Source organism: Massilia aurea, from assembly GCF_040790145.1.
Classification (GTDB): Bacteria; Pseudomonadota; Gammaproteobacteria; order Burkholderiales; family Burkholderiaceae_D; genus Telluria; species Telluria aurea_C.
The window spans coordinates 1-15,169 of the sequence record NZ_JBFMMP010000020.1; the positions used below are offsets into that span (position 1 = coordinate 1).

Annotated in this window: 16 protein-coding genes; 11 read left to right on the forward strand and 5 right to left on the reverse strand. The window is 65.5% G+C overall.

Annotated elements, in window-relative coordinates:
* Nucleotides 1-145 precede the first annotated feature (145 nt).
* The gene (locus AB2N08_RS20255) at nucleotides 146-442 is read right to left on the reverse strand and encodes a hypothetical protein (protein WP_367612709.1); all 297 of its coding nucleotides are present in this window, start codon (nucleotides 440-442) and stop codon (nucleotides 146-148) included.
* Between the two features lie 93 nt (nucleotides 443-535).
* Here AB2N08_RS20255 and AB2N08_RS20260 point away from each other — a divergent pair, with 93 nt between their 5' ends.
* Nucleotides 536-1,018 carry a hypothetical protein gene (locus tag AB2N08_RS20260; protein WP_367612710.1) on the forward strand — a complete coding sequence of 161 codons (483 nt, stop codon included), beginning with the start codon at nucleotides 536-538 and terminating at the stop codon, nucleotides 1,016-1,018.
* A gap of 125 nt (nucleotides 1,019-1,143) precedes the next feature.
* Nucleotides 1,144-3,030, forward strand: coding sequence for an ABC transporter ATP-binding protein/permease (locus AB2N08_RS20265; RefSeq protein ID WP_367612711.1), 1,887 nt, complete (start codon nucleotides 1,144-1,146; stop codon nucleotides 3,028-3,030).
* Here the strand turns inward: AB2N08_RS20265 and AB2N08_RS20270 are convergent.
* Nucleotides 2,940-3,770: an SDR family oxidoreductase gene (locus AB2N08_RS20270; RefSeq protein WP_367612712.1), complete on the reverse strand. Its 831-nt coding sequence runs from the start codon at nucleotides 3,768-3,770 to the stop codon at nucleotides 2,940-2,942. The two genes, AB2N08_RS20265 and AB2N08_RS20270, sit on opposite strands and share 91 nt — an antisense overlap.
* Before the next feature lie 99 nt (nucleotides 3,771-3,869).
* Between AB2N08_RS20270 and AB2N08_RS20275 the strand changes: the two genes are divergently transcribed.
* From AB2N08_RS20275 to AB2N08_RS20310, 8 genes are all read left to right on the forward strand, one after another.
* Complete coding sequence (locus AB2N08_RS20275; protein WP_367612713.1) at nucleotides 3,870-4,814, forward strand: LysR family transcriptional regulator; 945 nt, start codon at nucleotides 3,870-3,872, stop codon at nucleotides 4,812-4,814.
* Between the two features lie 80 nt (nucleotides 4,815-4,894).
* Complete coding sequence (locus AB2N08_RS20280; protein WP_367612714.1) at nucleotides 4,895-5,194, forward strand: hypothetical protein; 300 nt, start codon at nucleotides 4,895-4,897, stop codon at nucleotides 5,192-5,194.
* Nucleotides 5,195-5,532: 338 nt separating this feature from the next.
* Nucleotides 5,533-6,396, forward strand: a complete 864-nt coding sequence (locus tag AB2N08_RS20285; protein WP_367612715.1) for an STAS domain-containing protein — start codon at nucleotides 5,533-5,535, stop codon at nucleotides 6,394-6,396.
* A 10-nt stretch (nucleotides 6,397-6,406) separates the two neighbouring features.
* Nucleotides 6,407-6,763, forward strand: coding sequence for an STAS domain-containing protein (locus AB2N08_RS20290; RefSeq protein WP_183555342.1), 357 nt, complete (start codon nucleotides 6,407-6,409; stop codon nucleotides 6,761-6,763).
* Nucleotides 6,763-7,230 carry an anti-sigma regulatory factor gene (locus AB2N08_RS20295; protein ID WP_367612716.1) on the forward strand — a complete coding sequence of 156 codons (468 nt, stop codon included), beginning with the start codon at nucleotides 6,763-6,765 and terminating at the stop codon, nucleotides 7,228-7,230. Before AB2N08_RS20290 ends, AB2N08_RS20295 begins: the two co-directional genes overlap by 1 nt.
* The gene (locus AB2N08_RS20300) at nucleotides 7,218-8,246 is read left to right on the forward strand and encodes a SpoIIE family protein phosphatase (protein ID WP_367612717.1); all 1,029 of its coding nucleotides are present in this window, start codon (nucleotides 7,218-7,220) and stop codon (nucleotides 8,244-8,246) included. The genes AB2N08_RS20295 and AB2N08_RS20300 overlap by 13 nt, the downstream gene beginning before the upstream one ends.
* The gene (locus tag AB2N08_RS20305) at nucleotides 8,243-9,619 is read left to right on the forward strand and encodes an ATP-binding protein (protein WP_367612718.1); all 1,377 of its coding nucleotides are present in this window, start codon (nucleotides 8,243-8,245) and stop codon (nucleotides 9,617-9,619) included. Before AB2N08_RS20300 ends, AB2N08_RS20305 begins: the two co-directional genes overlap by 4 nt.
* On the forward strand, nucleotides 9,616-11,523 hold the full coding sequence (locus tag AB2N08_RS20310) for an ATP-binding response regulator (protein ID WP_367612719.1): 1,908 nt from the start codon (nucleotides 9,616-9,618) through the stop codon (nucleotides 11,521-11,523). Before AB2N08_RS20305 ends, AB2N08_RS20310 begins: the two co-directional genes overlap by 4 nt.
* A 218-nt stretch (nucleotides 11,524-11,741) precedes the next feature.
* On the opposite strand, the gene modC is transcribed toward AB2N08_RS20310, so the two are convergent.
* Genes modC through modA form a run of 3 tightly spaced genes read right to left on the reverse strand, consistent with a single transcriptional unit; the run spans nucleotide 11,742 to nucleotide 14,258 of the window.
* Nucleotides 11,742-12,830, reverse strand: coding sequence for a molybdenum ABC transporter ATP-binding protein (gene modC, locus AB2N08_RS20315; RefSeq protein ID WP_367612720.1), 1,089 nt, complete (start codon nucleotides 12,828-12,830; stop codon nucleotides 11,742-11,744).
* The gene (gene modB, locus AB2N08_RS20320; RefSeq protein ID WP_367612721.1) at nucleotides 12,827-13,510 is read right to left on the reverse strand and encodes a molybdate ABC transporter permease subunit; all 684 of its coding nucleotides are present in this window, start codon (nucleotides 13,508-13,510) and stop codon (nucleotides 12,827-12,829) included. Before modB ends, modC begins: the two co-directional genes overlap by 4 nt.
* Before the next feature lie 4 nt (nucleotides 13,511-13,514).
* Nucleotides 13,515-14,258 (reverse strand): molybdate ABC transporter substrate-binding protein, encoded by a 744-nt coding sequence (gene modA / locus AB2N08_RS20325; protein WP_367612722.1) that lies wholly within the window; start codon nucleotides 14,256-14,258, stop codon nucleotides 13,515-13,517.
* A gap of 62 nt (nucleotides 14,259-14,320) precedes the next feature.
* Between modA and AB2N08_RS20330 the strand changes: the two genes are divergently transcribed.
* Nucleotides 14,321-15,130 (forward strand): TOBE domain-containing protein, encoded by an 810-nt coding sequence (locus AB2N08_RS20330; protein ID WP_367612723.1) that lies wholly within the window; start codon nucleotides 14,321-14,323, stop codon nucleotides 15,128-15,130.
* Nucleotides 15,131-15,169: the final 39 nt, after the last annotated feature.

Here is a 15,169-nt window from a genome sequence, read left to right on the forward strand (position 1 = left end):
TAGTGGAATGACGCAACACGCATATAGCGCGTCGTCAACCTCCGCTTCAACTTCCCCTGTCAGGCCGGTTCCGACCCATAGCAGCCGTACGCAGTGTGCCCATGCGATCTGTTGGTCACCCTAGGCAAGGCACACAACGATTTCGTTAGTCACGACAACTTGTTTTTAGCGGCAACCCGTCTTTGTAAGCAAGGTATTCAGTGCAGTGACGCCCATGATTCACGTACATCCGCGTTCCGAATGAAGATGCATAGCCTGCTTCACCGAAACTTACTTGACCATCGTGATCGAAATCCATTTCCCGATACGTGAGAGGCGACACATACACCATCCAGCCAAAGATGACCCAATAGGCGATGAACAGGAAACCAGCGACTGTGGCAGCCGTACTCACATTGTTGCGCATACATTCCTCAATGCCCTTTAGTTTTGTCGTCGTCATCGGATTATCTACGACCGCTTTTGGCCGATAGCAGACATCAGAATGGTTCAGTGTACGACCTCGTCGATACATGGACAAGTCGCCGAAATCACGATGAACTGTGGTTTTGTGGGCCGCGAAGATCAGGGTAGCCGCGCCAAGCGTTGCGCTGCGCACGGCCTCGTCGCGTTGGCGCCACGGTTGCCCATCGTAAAGGCTGGCGGCGCCGCCGACCCAGCCATCGGCGGCGGCATCACCCCCGCGTCGACGAACTGCGCCAGGCGCACCAGTTCAGCAATCTCCACGTCGTCGATCGATCGGGCAGGGTGGAACAGGACGGTGGTGCAGCGTTCTTCGATGGTGGTGATGATCGGTTGCGTGATATTGGCATGCCTTTCATGGCTGGTGATCGGTTGGTTCAGCGCAGCGCCGATACCGGTGAAACGTACCGGGCATGCCCACCAGAACAGAATCAGCCGGTACTCAACATCACCTTTCGACGAAGCTGACAGACCAGCACAGATCAGTATTGATCACCCTGCTATGTATGTTTCCGCACCGAATAGTTTTTGGCGCACTCGTATGCTGGATGCGTGAACTGAGTAAATACAGTTTGCAAGTCTGCAGACAGCGGCGCCCCACCTTGCCGCTACCAGCACGAATCAACGTACAACCGGACGCGTCTTGTGGTCAGGCGCGCCGGGAACAGGCATCGCAGAATCATGACGGACCATACACAGACGCTTGATAAGGGAATGCCCGGCGCCATTCCAGGAACGAAGAAAAAGCGTAAAGGCCCGCCCTTGTCGGTGGCGGCGTGGAAGCAGTTCGTCAGCGTCGCCAAGCCGTACTGGCTGGGCGACGAACGCAAGCGGGCCTGGCTGATGCTTGGGCTATTGATCGTGCTGATGCTGGTCGAGACCAAGCTTGCCGTGATGTTGAACAATCAGGCCGGCGAAATGACATCCGCGCTGGCGGGCAGGGAGCGCGACCGCTTCTGGACGTCGGTGCAGGCCTGCCTGATCGTGCTGGCGTTCGCCGTGCCGATCTATGCGTTCTATTACTATATGCGCGACCTGTTCGCGAACCAGTGGCGGCGCTGGCTGACGCGCTCTTTCCTCGATGGCTACCTGAACGGCCGCAAATACTACGAGCTGGGATCGAATCGCGAGATCGACAATCCCGACCAGCGCATCAGCGAGGATGTGAACACGTTCACCGGCCGCTCCATCCACTTCATGCTGATTTTCCTGGGGTCGGTGATGCAACTGGTGGCGTTCAGCGCCGTGCTGTGGTCGATCTCGCATGTGCTGGTCGGCGTGCTGGTCGCCTATGCCTTGCTGGGCACGGTGATCGCGCTGTATGTGTTCGGCAATCCGCTGATCCACCTGAATTTCTGGCAGTTGCGGCGCGAAGCCGATTTTCGGTTCAGCCTGATCCGCCTGCGCGAGAATGCCGAGTCGATCGCCTTCTACGGCGGCGAGGCGCAGGAGCGCGCGCATATCGACACCCGGTTCAACAAGGTGATCCATAACTTTTCACGCCTGATCAAGAAGCAGCGCGCGCTCAATCTGTTCCAGCGCACCTTCAGCCAGCTCACGCTGGTGTTGCCGTTCGTGATCCTGGCCGATGCCGTGCTGTCGGGGCAGCTCGAGGTGGGACGCGCGGTCCAGGCGGCCGGCGCGTTCACGGCGGTGCTCGCGGCGGTGGGCGTCATCGTCGACAACTTCGAAAGCCTGAGCCGCTTCGTGGCGGGCATCGGGCGCCTGCAAACACTGTCCAGCCACGTGCTGCCCGACCCGCTCGCCAAGAATCCGTGCGACGGGCAGTCGCGCATCACGCGCACGCCTGGCGAGCACCTCGAGCTCGAGTCGGTGACCTTGTGCCCGCCGCAGTCTGACCGCGTGCTGATCAAGGATCTGAATCTGACCCTCAAACCAGGCGACGCGCTCTTGATCACCGGCGACAGCGGCTGCGGCAAGAGCTCGCTGCTGCGCGCGATCGCGGGCTTGTGGCACAAGGGCAGCGGGGTGATTCACCATCCGCCGCGCGAGGATTTCTTCTTTCTGCCGCAGCAGCCATATCTGCAGCCCGGCACGCTGCGCAGCCAGCTGATCTATCCAAGCACGAGCACGTCGCTCAGCGATGCACAACTGATCGAGATCCTCGAACAAGTCCACCTGCCGTACCTGGCCGGGCGCGTCGGCGGGCTCGACGCCGTGCTCGACTGGGAAAAGCTGCTGTCGATCGGTGAACAGCAGCGCCTGGCATTCGGCCGCGTGCTGGTACATGCGCCGAGCATCGTGATCCTCGATGAAGCAACGAGCGCGCTCGACAGCGCGAATGAATCGGCGCTGTACAAGCGCCTGCGCGACCAAGGCACGACGCTGGTCAGCGTGGCGCACCGCGCCGGCGTGCTGCGCCACCATACTCATGTGCTGTGGCTGACAGGGGACGGCGCCTGGGAGGTGCACGCCGCTGCCGACTACCAGTTCGACATGACGGCGCTGCCGCGTGGTCAGGCGTCCAGGTCGGCCGCGCAGGCCACGTCTTTCTGCGCCTCGAGTTTGGCCAACCGGTCGATCAGCGCCGCGCGGATGGAGTCGTAGGCGGTCGAGCCCAGCGCGATGCGGCGCGGCGCCGGCGACTGGTCGGCCGAATCGATCATGAACCGCACCATCCGTTCAGGGTCGCCACTGAGCTTGAAACTGCCATCGGCCAGCGCGCGCCGCACGGCGCCCGATGGCGTCGCGTCGTATTCGGCCATGGCCGGCGCCGCATCCAGGCCGGCCGCGAAATTGGTCGGCGTCGGTCCCGGCTCGGCCAGCGTGAATTCGATGCCGAACGGCGCCACCTCCTGCGCGACCGCTTCCACGAACCCTTCGATACCCCACTTGGTCGCGTGATATACGCTGAAGTTCGGATACGCGATCTGCCCGCCTTCGGACGACACCTGGATCACGCGGCCGCCACCTTGCTTGCGCAGCCAGGGCAGGGCGCTGCGAATCAGCTGAATTGACCCAAGCAGGTTGGTGTCGAGCTGGCGCCGCACCTGTTCGCCGGTAAGTTCTTCGGCCGCGCCGAACAAGCCATAGGCGGCATTGCTGACGACGACGTCGATCCGTCCCAGTTCGGTGAAGGCGCGCGCCAGCACCGCGTCGATGGCAACCTCGTCAGTGACGTCCAATTGCGCCACCCAAAGCTGCTCCGGGTAGCGTGCCTGCAGTTCGGCCAGCGCCGACGGCGTGCGCAAGGTGGCTGCGACACGGTCGCCGCGCGCCAGCAGTTGTTCGGTCATGATGCGGCCAAAGCCGCTTGAGGTGCCGGTGATGAACCAGGTGCGTTGCATGATGTTCTCCTGTGGGGTAGGTCAAGGCCCTAGATTAGCGACATTCTTTGCTGCTATCATCCCCGTAATCTTGCATGCATTAGTGAAGGATCGCCAGCAATGCCCCAGCCTGACCTCGACGACCTGCGCGCCTTTGTCGCCATCGCCAACCGCCGCAGCTTTCGCAAGGCCGCTGACGAACTGGGCGTAGCGCCGTCGACGCTCAGTCACATGATGCGGGTGATGGAAGAAAAGCTCGGCGTGCGCCTGCTTCATCGCACCACGCGCAGCGTCGCGCCGACCGAAGCGGGCGAACACTTCCTGCGCCGCATCGAGCCGGTGTTGCGCGAGCTGAACGCCACCTTCGAGGACGTCAACGGTGTCGGGCAGCAGCCCGGTGGCCTGCTGCGCATCAACACCGCCGAGCCGACCGCGCGCTGGCTGCTGCAGCATGCGGTGCCGGTGTTCGAGGCGCGATACCCGGCTGTCGCGCTCGACCTGTTCGTCGACAACGGCCTGGTCGACATCGTCGCCGGCGGGTTCGATGCCGGCGTGCGCCTGGCCGAGGCAGTCCCGCAAGACATGCATATGGCGCGCTTCGGCGCCCCGGTGTGCTTCATGCCAATGGCGTCGCCCGCTTACCTGCAAGCACACGGCGCCCCGAAAGTTCCGGACGACCTGCTTGGCCACCGCTGCATCCGCATGCGCATGCAAAGCGGGAAAATCTACCGCTGGGAATTCGCGCGCCACGGCCAGGCGTTCGCGCTCGACGTGCCGGGCACGCTGGTGCTGAACCAGGTCGGACTGATGGTCGAGGCGGCTCTGGCCGGGCAGGGCATCGCCTATGTGCCCGACACCAGCGCGCGCGACCACCTGGCGGCCGGGCGCCTGGTGCCGCTGCTGCAGGACTGGTGCGAGCCATCGACCGAGCTGGCGCTGTACTATCCCGGCCACCGGCACGTGCCGGCCGCGCTGCGCGCCTTCATCGCCGTGCTGCAGGAAGTATTCGGGCCGCCGTCCCGCCAAAAACCACACGCGCGACGCGGCGCCGACGATAGTGCTTGACCGCGCCACTGACCACGCGGTATTTAATAGCTTCTGGCGCGACCGATCCGGTGACGCGTCGTTCAACCGCGAGCGAACCGATGCGCCGTCATTTCGTCATCCTGCTGCTGTTTGCAATGCCCCTCCAGAGCGCATGGGCGGCCGGCGCTGCCGGTGGCAGCCACGATGACAACGGCGTGCATGCGGCCCATCGCGTCCACGAGCGTGCGTCATCCGAGAACTGCAACGCTGCCGTCCCGGCCAATGGTCAGCCCGTTCACCGCGCCGACGGCGACGCTCGCCGGCGCCTGGCGGCCAGCGCAGTCCTGTCATCGCAACCCAATCTTCCCCTGCCCAAGGGTGCGCCGCACATGCGCGGCGAAACGCGGCGCTACGTGTAGGACGTGCCCGGCCTGACTGCGCCAGCAAAACGCCGACCCGCACCAAAATTCGCACCTGACACGTCCACATCCCGCGCCACCATGGCATGCGCAGCCGCGCGCCGCGCATGGTCCTTTGTCATCGATGGTATCGACGCGTTGACGACTGCCGGTGCCGCTCGATCGGGCGCGGCGCGCACAGTTGCCAGGGGCTCGCAAAATATCCTCTAGCCAACAGAACAATGCCAATTGTCAGGATTGAAAATGGTATAGTTGGATATTTACCAGCACCTTGCCAAAACCAGTCCGAACTTAGCGGGACACTGTGCGGCGCCACTTAATATTTGAGGATACGACAGATGAGCATGAACGATTATGCGGACCGGATCAGCCAGGCAATTCTTGCAGAAGAATCGGGGATAGGCGCGGAATGGCTCGCCCAACTGGAATCGATCACGGTCCGCAGCAGCGGCGCGGCGCGCGAGCAGTTGCGCGCCCACTGCCAGCAGTTGCTGAAAGCGTTCGCTGTCGCGACCCGCAGCGGTGAACTCGACAACATCGAGCACCGTTCGTGGGACGAAGTGCGCGACCTGCTCAGCGAAATCTCGGCCACCCGCGCCAAGGCCGGTTCGACCCCCGCAGAGACCGCCACGCTCGTGTTCTCGCTCAAGCAGCCGCTGTTCGCGCGCCTGCGCGATGCGTTCGCCGGCGATGCCGATGGCCTGGCCACCGCATCCTGGACCGTCAACACGCTGATCGACAAGCTCGGCCTGTTCACGATCGAAGTGTTCCAGAAGACGAAAGACCAGATCATCGTGCGCCAGCAGCAAGAGCTGCTCGAGCTGTCCACGCCGGTGGTCAAGCTGTGGGACGGCATCCTGGCGCTGCCGCTGATCGGCACCCTCGATTCGGCCCGCACCCAGGTGGTGATGGAAAATATCCTGCAAAAGATCGTCGACACCGGCGCGATCATCGCCATCATCGACATCACCGGCGTGCCGACCGTCGACACGCTGGTGGCCCAGCACCTGATGAAGACCATCGCCGCCGCACGCCTGATGGGCGCCGACTGCATCATCAGCGGCATTCGTCCGCAGATCGCGCAAACCATCGTGCACCTTGGCGTGAACCTGGAAGACGTGATCACCAAGGCCACGCTGGCCGACGCTTTCCTGGTCGCGCTCGAGCGCACGGGCGCGGCAATCACGCTCAAAAAAGCCTGAGGCGACGACTATGGAACGTATCCCGATCCTGCGCATGGGCGACCTGTTGCTGGTGACGATCCAGGTCGACATGCACGATCGCCTGGCGATGCAGCTGCAGGATGACCTGACCCAGCGCATCGTGAGCGACAGCGCCAAGGGCGTCCTGATCGACATTTCGGCGCTCGACCTGGTCGATTCCTTCATCGGTCGCATGATCAGCAACACCGCCGCCATGGCGCGCGTGCTCGATGCGCGTACCGTGGTGGTGGGCATGCAGCCGGCGGTGGCGATCACCCTTGTCGAGCTGGGCCTGACCCTGCACGGCGTACAAACGGCGCTCAATGTCGAGAAGGGCATGGCCCTGCTCGGAAAGAGCTACCGATAATGGTCGACGCGCAAACCCAGGCGGTGCTGTTCGATACGCCGCTGCTGGAGCATCGCCTCGGGCAGCGCACCGGGCGCGTGACCTTGCGCCTGCGCTCGGACGAAGATGTGGTGGGCGTGCGCAAGCAGGTGCGCGAGCGCGCGGTGGCGATCGGCCTGTCGCTGGTCGACCAGACCAAGCTGGTGACGGCGGCCAGCGAACTGGCACGCAATACCATCAAATATGGCGGCGGCGGCGAGGTGCATCTCGATGCCTTCGACGACGGCGCGCGCCTTGGCGTTGGCCTGTTGTTCGTCGACGCTGGCCAGGGCATCCCGAATATCGAGAACGCACTGCGTGACGGTTTCACCACCGGCGGCGGCCTGGGCCTCGGCCTGGGCGGCTCCAAGCGGCTGGTCGACGAATTCGACATCGACAGCCGTCCGAAGGAGGGCACTGCGGTGCTGATTATCAAATGGAAGCGCTGATCAGTTCCCAGTCGTCGCACTTCGTCTTCAACATCACCCATGCCAGCGATGTCGCGGCGGTGCGCAGGGCTGGCCAGAAAGTGGCCGACTCGCTGGGCTTCAATGAAATCAAGGCCGGCCAGCTGGCCCTGATCATCACCGAAGCGGCCACGAATATCCTCAAGCACGCCGGCGAAGGCGCCATGCACGTCGGTCCGGCGCAGTCGCCGGCCGGCATCGGCGTCGACGTGCTGGCGCTCGACAAGGGCCCCGGCATCGCCGACATCGACAACTGCCTGCTCGATGGCGTCTCGTCGGCCGGCACCGCCGGCACCGGCCTCGGTGCGCTGCTGCGCCTGTCCGACGAATTCGACGTGTACACGAAACGGGGCGAGGGCGCCGCGTTCTTCATGCGCCTGTGGCGCGACGCGCCCGCACCGCATCCGCGCGGCGTCGAAGTCGGCGCCCTGTGGACCCCGATTGCCGGCGAAGACGAATGCGGCGACGGCTGGGCCGTCTCGTGCGGCGACGACGGCGCTACCATCCTGGCGTCCGATGGCCTGGGCCACGGCCCGAATGCGGCTGCCGCCACGAATGCGGCGATCGATGCGCTGGCGCAGCGCGGGCCGGTCGGCGCGGGCGAGATGGTGCAGGCGGCGCACGAGGCGCTGCGCAGCACGCGCGGCGCGGCGCTGGCGGCGGCGCGCATCGATTTCGCGGGCGACGAACTGACCTTTGCCGGGGTCGGCAATATCGCCGCCGTGGTGATCGACGACACCCGGCGCGCGCTGGTCTCGCACAACGGCATCGTCGGCGCGAACATGCGCAAGGTGCAGGAGTTCGCGGTGCCGTTCCCGACCGGCGCGCTGTGCATCCTGTGCTCGGACGGCATCCAGACCCAGTGGGACCTGAGCAAGTATCCGGGCCTGCACGGCCGCGCGCCGGCGCTGATCGCAGCGGTACTGATGCGCGACTTCATTCGCGGTCGCGACGACGCGATGGTCGTGGTGGTGCGCCGGGTGGCGGGCCTGCCATGACATTGCAGCGCATCCTCAGCGTTGGCCTGGACAGCGAGCAGGATGTGGTGCTCGTGCGCCAGCGCGCGCGCCAGATCTCGGCCTTGCTGGGGTTGTCGCAGCAGGATCAGGTGCGGGTCGGCACGGCGGTCTCGGAAGTGGCGCGCGGCGCCAGTTACGGGGGGCCGGGCGGGCGCGCCATATTCCAGCTGTGCGAGCGCGATGGGCGCCAGCATCTCGAGGTGCTGGTGAGCGCAGGGCGGCCCCGCAACGGTCGCGTGGGCGACCCGGCGGTCGGCGAGATGGGCCCGGACTCGCTGCGCGAACTGGCGATCATCACGGCCCATCGCCTGATGGATGCGTGCGAAGTCGATCCTGGCGAAGCCGGCGCAGCGATCGTCACGGTGCGCAAGGCGTTGCCGGGGCACGAGCGCGTCACGCCGACGCGCCTGGCCGAGATTGGCGCGCGCCTGGCCGACAGCCCGGACGCCAGTCCGGTACACGAACTGCAGATGCAGAACCAGGAGCTGGTCGCGACGCTGGCCGAGCTGCGCGAGCGCCAGGAAGACCTGATCTCGCTCACGCGCGAACTCGAAGACACCAACCGCGGCATCGTGGCGCTGTACGCCGAGATCGAGGACAAGGCCGAGCGCCTGCGCCGTGCCGACGAAATGAAGTCGCGCTTCCTGTCCAACACGAGCCACGAGCTGCGCACGCCGCTGTCGTCGATCCGGGCGCTGGCCCAGTTGCTGCTCAATCGCATGGATGGCGACCTGACCGAAGAGCAGGAGCGCCAGGTGAGCTTCATCGCCACCGCCGCCAGCGACCTGTCCGAACTGGTGAACGACCTGCTCGACCTGGCCAAGATCGAAGCTGGCCGGGTACAGGTAGACGTTGAGCCGGTGGTGGTCGAGAACCTGTTCCGCGCGCTCAAGGGCATGCTGCGCCCGCTGGTGGACGAGGCCCGGGTGGAACTGGTGTTCGAGCCGTCCGGCGTGAACGAGCCGCTGTTTTCGGACGAAGGCAAGATCTCGCAGATTTTGCGCAACTTCATTTCGAATGCGCTGAAATTCACCGAACAGGGTTCGGTGCTGGTATTTGCCGCGCACGACCCCGAGGCCGACACCATCGCGTTTGCCGTGGCCGATACCGGCATCGGCATCAGCCCGGACAACCTGCAACTCATTTTTGAAGAATTCAGCCAGATCGAGCACCCGCTGCAGCGGCGCAGCAAGGGCACCGGTCTTGGCCTGCCCCTGTGCCGCAAGCTGGCCGAACTGCTCGGCGGCCGGGTCGACGTGGCCAGCACCGTCGGCGTCGGCTCGACCTTCACCCTGACCCTGCCGCGCAGCCTGGCGCCATCGCCACCAGCATTTGACTCCCCGGAATCATGAACTCCCATCCGACCCAGATTCTCAACGTTGACGACAACGACGGCGCGCGCTACGCCAAGACCCGCATCCTGCAAAGCGCCGGCTTCGAGGTGCTGGAGGCGGCCAACGGCACCGACGCCCTCGAGATCGTGCGCAAGACGTTGCCGGCGCTCGTGCTTCTCGACGTGAAGCTGCCCGACATCAACGGCATCGAAGTGTGCCGCCGCATCAAGGCAGAATCCGACAGCAGCACCGTGCTGGTGCTGCAAACATCGGCCGCATTGACCGGCCGCGCCGACAAGATCCGCGGCCTGGAAGGCGGCGCCGACAACTACCTGGCCGCGCCGATCGAGGCCGATGAACTGATCGCCAACGTCAACGCGTTGCTGCGCATGCGCCAGATCCAGGTCGACCTGCGCGACAGCGAAGAACGCTTCCGCCAGCTGACCGACAATATCGACGATGTGTTCTGGATGTTCTCGGTGCCGGCGCGCGAGGTGGTGTATGTCAGCCCGGCCTACGCCACCGTGTGGGGCCGCAGCGCCGAGGCGCTGGGCCAGCGGCCCGACGACTGGCTGGCCGCCGTGCACCAGGACGACCGCGCGCGCATGGCCGCACGCTGGGAACGCGTGGCGTTCGAGGCGCATTACGACGACGAGTTTCGCATCGCCGGCGCCGACGGCCAGGTGCGCTGGGTGCGCGACCGCGTGTTCCCGGTACGCGACGCGCGCGGCCAGGTGGTGCGCGTGGCGCGCGTCACCAGCGACATCACGGGCCGGCGCGAGATGGAGGCGCTGCTGCGCGCCGCCGACAGCAACAAGAACCAGTTCCTGGCCACGCTGGCGCACGAACTGCGCAATCCCCTGAGCCCGATCCGCAACGCGGCCGCGCTGCTTGGCGCGATCGGCGATGGCGCGGCCGAGCGCCAGGCGCATGCGCGCGACGTGATCACGCGCCAGGTCGATCATCTGGCGCACCTGGTGGATGATTTGCTCGATGTGGCGCGCATCTCGGAGGGCAAGATCGTGCTGCGCAACGAAGAAGTCGAAATCAAGGGCGTGATCGCCCAGGCCATCGAAACGGCCGCGCCCCTGATCACGGCGCGCGGCCACCGCCTGAGCGTCGAGCAGCCGGACGAGCAGATCTGGGTCTCGGGCGACCCGGTGCGCCTGGCGCAGTCGGTCGGCAACCTGCTGCACAATGCGGCCAAGTTCACGCCGACCGGTGGCGAGATCCACCTGGCCGTGCGCATCACCGCGGTGGAGGGCGGACCTGCGCGCGCGTGCATTTCAGTGCGCGACAACGGCATCGGCATCGCCCAGGACAACCTGCCGCGCATCTTCGGCATGTTCACCCAGGTCGAAGTGCCGCCGGACCGCGCGCCGGAAGGCCTGGGCATTGGCCTGTCGCTGGTGTCGCACCTGCTCGAACTGCACGGCGGCCACCTGTCGGCGACCAGCCCCGGCATCGGCCTGGGCAGCACGTTCACGGTCGACCTGCCGCTGCTGCATGTCAGCGCCGGCGCCGGCAACGTCGCAGCGTCATCGCCCGCACCCGAAGCGCAAAGCGCCGGCATGCGCGTGCTGCTGGTGGACGACAACGTCGATGCGATGGAGATGATGGGGTTCTTGCTGGCCGAGATGGGCTACGAGGCGCACACCACGGCCGACGCGAACGAGATCGAAGCACTGGCGGCGCGCCACGATCCGCAGGTGATCGTGCTCGATATCGGCCTGCCGGGCGTGGATGGCTACCAGGTGGCGCGCCGCATCAAGAGCAACCCGCAACTGGCGCATATCCGGCTGGTGGCGCATACCGGCTACGGCTCGCCGGAAGACCGCCGCCGCGCACACGAGGCGGGCTTTGACGCGCACCTGGTCAAGCCGGCCGAGTTGTCGGACCTGGAAGCGGCGTTGCGGGGATAAGCCTCAAAACGCCCGGCGATGCGCGCAGTGCTGCGACACCGTTACTTGCGTTAGTCCGAGCACGTCGTTCCAGCGAAGGCTGGAACCTCATTCCGCTGCGGGCCGCGATCAAATTTGTGGCTAAGATGCTGAACTTGGGTTCCAGCCTTCGCTGGAACGACGGTTTTCAGGTCAACGGTATCATCCCGGACAGCAGTGCGCCTGCGCGGGAACGACGCTTACGCCAGCAGCGCCACAGCCTTCACCTGCGCCCACACCGCATATCCGGGTGCGATCTCGAGCTCGCGCCGTGAACGCTCGGTGATCCGCGCCAGCAGCGGCGTCTCGCCAACCAGCAGCCGCACCAGCACCTGGCCCGGCGTCCCGCTCGGCCCTACCGCATCGACCCGCGCCGGCAGGATGTTCGTGATGCTGCTGCCGCGCGGCCGCTCCAGCGCCAGGCTCACGTCGCGCGCGTGGATGCGGCAGCGCACGCGGGTGCCGATCGCGGCATCTCGCTGTCCCACCAGCAGCACGCCGCCGGCGAACGCCAGCTGCGACAAGCCATCGGCGTCGTGCGCTTCCAGCCGTGTTTCGATCATCACGCCCGCGTCGTCCTCGAAGTTCGCCGCCAGGTCCAGGCGCGCGAGCGTCGCGGCCAGCGGCCCACTCGCCAGCACCCGGCCTTCTTCCAGCACCACCAGGTAATCGGCAAGGCGCGCCACTTCGTCGGCCGCATGGCTGACGTACACCACCGGCAGCGCCAGCTCGGCGTGCAGGCGTTCGAGATACGGCAGGATTTCAAGCTTGCGCCGCATGTCGAGCGCAGCGAGCGGCTCATCCATCAACAGCAGGCGCGGCGACGCGAGCAGCGTGCGCGCGATGGCCGCGCGCTGGCGCTCGCCGCCCGACAGCGTATCGGGGCGTGCATCGAGCAGGCGTTCGATGCCCAGCAATTCAGCCACCGCCATCAGCTCGAAGCGGCGTTCGCCCGGTGTCAGTCGCTTCTGCCCGAACGCGAGATTGGCGCGCACACTCAGGTGCGGGAACAGGCTCGCTTCCTGGAACACGTAGCCGATGCCGCGCTCGTGGGTCGGCACGAACAGCTTCTTCGCATCGTCCTGCCACACCTCAGCGCCCAGCGCGACGTGGGCGCCGGCCACACGTTCCAGGCCGGCCAGCACGCGCAATACGGTCGTCTTGCCGGAGCCCGAATGGCCGAACAGGGCAGTGACACCCTGGCCGGGCAGCAGCAGGTCGACATCGAGCTGGAACGCGCCGCGGTCGATGCGGCAGCGGGCGGTGATGGCGGTCGTCGACGCGTTCATCGCTGGGTGCCCCGCATCGTTTGTGGATACAAGGTATAGAGGGTGAACAGCACCACGAAGCTGAACACCAGCATGCCGCCGGCCAGCCAGTGGGCCTGGGCATATTCCATCGCTTCGACGTGATCGTAGATCTGGGTCGAGACGACGCGCGTCTTGTCGGGGATGTTCCCGCCGATCATGAGCACGACGCCGAATTCGCCGATCGTGTGGGCGAAGCCAAGGATCGCGCCGGTCACGAAACCCGGCCGCGCCAGCGGCACGACCACTGACCAGAAGGTGTCCCATGGCCCGGCGCGCAGCGTGGCAGCCACTTCCAGCGGGCGCTCACCGATCGCCTCGAAGGCGTTCTGCAAGGGCTGGACGACAAACGGCAACGAGTAGAACACCGAGGCAATCACGAGGCCCGTGAAGGTGAAGGCAAGCGTGCCCAGGCCGAGCGCACCCGTGAGCTGGCCGAGCGGGCCGTTGGGCCCCATCGCCAGCAGCAGGTAAAAGCCGATCACGGTCGGCGGCAGCACCAGCGGCAGGGCGACGAGCGCGCCGACGACGCGCTTGGCGCGCGAGCGGGTGCGCGCCAGCCACCATGCGAGCGGTGTACCGAACAGCAGCAGCAGCAGCGTGACGAGAGTCGCGAGCTTGAGCGTCAGCCAGATCGCGGCGAAGTCGGACGCTTCCAGCATCCGCTCAGACTTCGTAGCCGAAGGTGCGGATCATCGCCTTGGCCTTGTCCGTGCGCAGATAGTCCAGCAGCGCCTGGGCGGCAGGGTTCTTGGCGCCCTTGGTCAGCAGCGCGGCGTCCTGGCGGATCGGCGCGTGCATATTGGCCGGGACGATCCAGCCCGAGCCGGACGTGAACTTACCGTCGCGCCAGACCTGGGACTGCGCCACGAAGCCCAGTTCGGCGTTGCCGGTGCTGGCGAACTGCCAGGCCTGGGCGATGTTCTCACCCTGGACGATGCGGGGCTGCAGGGTCGCGGTCAAACCCAGCTTGTCGATGACGGCGACCGCCGCCGCGCCGTACGGGGCAGTTTTTGGATTGGCGATGGACAGGTGCTTGAAGTTGCCCGTCCCCAGCACCGCGCCGGCCGCGTCGACGTAATCGGCCTTGGCCGACCACAGCACGAGGCGCCCCACCGCATAGGTAAAACGGCTTTTGGGAACGACGTGGCCTTCCGTCTCCAGCTTGGCCGGCGTTTCGTCGTCGGCCGACAGCAGCACCTCGAACGGCGCGCCGTTACGGATCTGCGCGTAGAATTTGCCGGTCGCGCCGCTGGCGACGACGGCCTTGTGGCCGGTATCCTTCTGGAACTGCTCAGCCAGCTTTTCCATCGGGCCGGCGAAATTGGCGGCCACGGCCACTTGTACCTCGTCGGCATGCGCCGTTCCAATGCAGGTCAACACGGCGATCAGGCTGGCAAGGCGTTTCATGGATTCTCCAAAAAGTGAGGGTGGGCGCTATAGTATGAAGTATATAACGAATTGGAAAATAGATGAACGATGACAAGGAAATCGCGCTCGAAGGCAAGGTCTGGATGACGGTCGGCGGCGAGAATCTGGGCGGCACCAATCGGGTAGAATTGTTGACGGCGATCGCACAATCCGGCTCGATCACGGCGGCGGCGAAACAGGTCGGCCTGAGCTACAAGGCGGCCTGGGATGCGATCGACACGATGAATAACCTGGCCGGCGAACCGCTCGTGCAGCGCTCGACGGGCGGCAAGGGCGGCGGCGGCACGCGCCTGACGGCGCGGGGCGCCCAGTTGGTCAGCAACTTCAACATGATCGAACAGGTCCACCATGATTTTCTCGACCGGCTCAATCGCCAGGCGGGGAGCGTGGCAGACGATTTCGCACTATTTACAAGGTTTAAAATGAGAACAAGCGCACGCAATCAATTCTTCGGTACGGTGACCCGGGTCACGCAGGGGGCGGTCAACGACGAAGTCGAACTCGAGATCGCGGGCGGGCAGAAAATCGTCGCGATCATTACCCGCGAGAGTGCCGAGAATCTGGCGCTGGCGCCGGGCCGGCAGGTCTTCGCCCTGATCAAGTCGTCGTCGGTGATCGTCATGACGGCGGGCGAGGGCGCGCGGCTGTCGGCGCGCAATCAGCTGGCCGGCAACGTCACGCGCCTGACGCGCGGCGCCGTCAATTCGGAAGTCGTGATCGAAGTGGCAGGCGGCGGTACGGTGGCCGCGACCATTACCAACGAGAGTGTCGATACCCTCGCCCTGGCCGAAGGCGCGGCCGCGACGGCCTTGTTCAAGGCCTCGAGCGTGATTCTCGGAGTGCCCGAATAAACGGTGGTAAGGTACCGTTTTTCCACCACACGAAAGCGA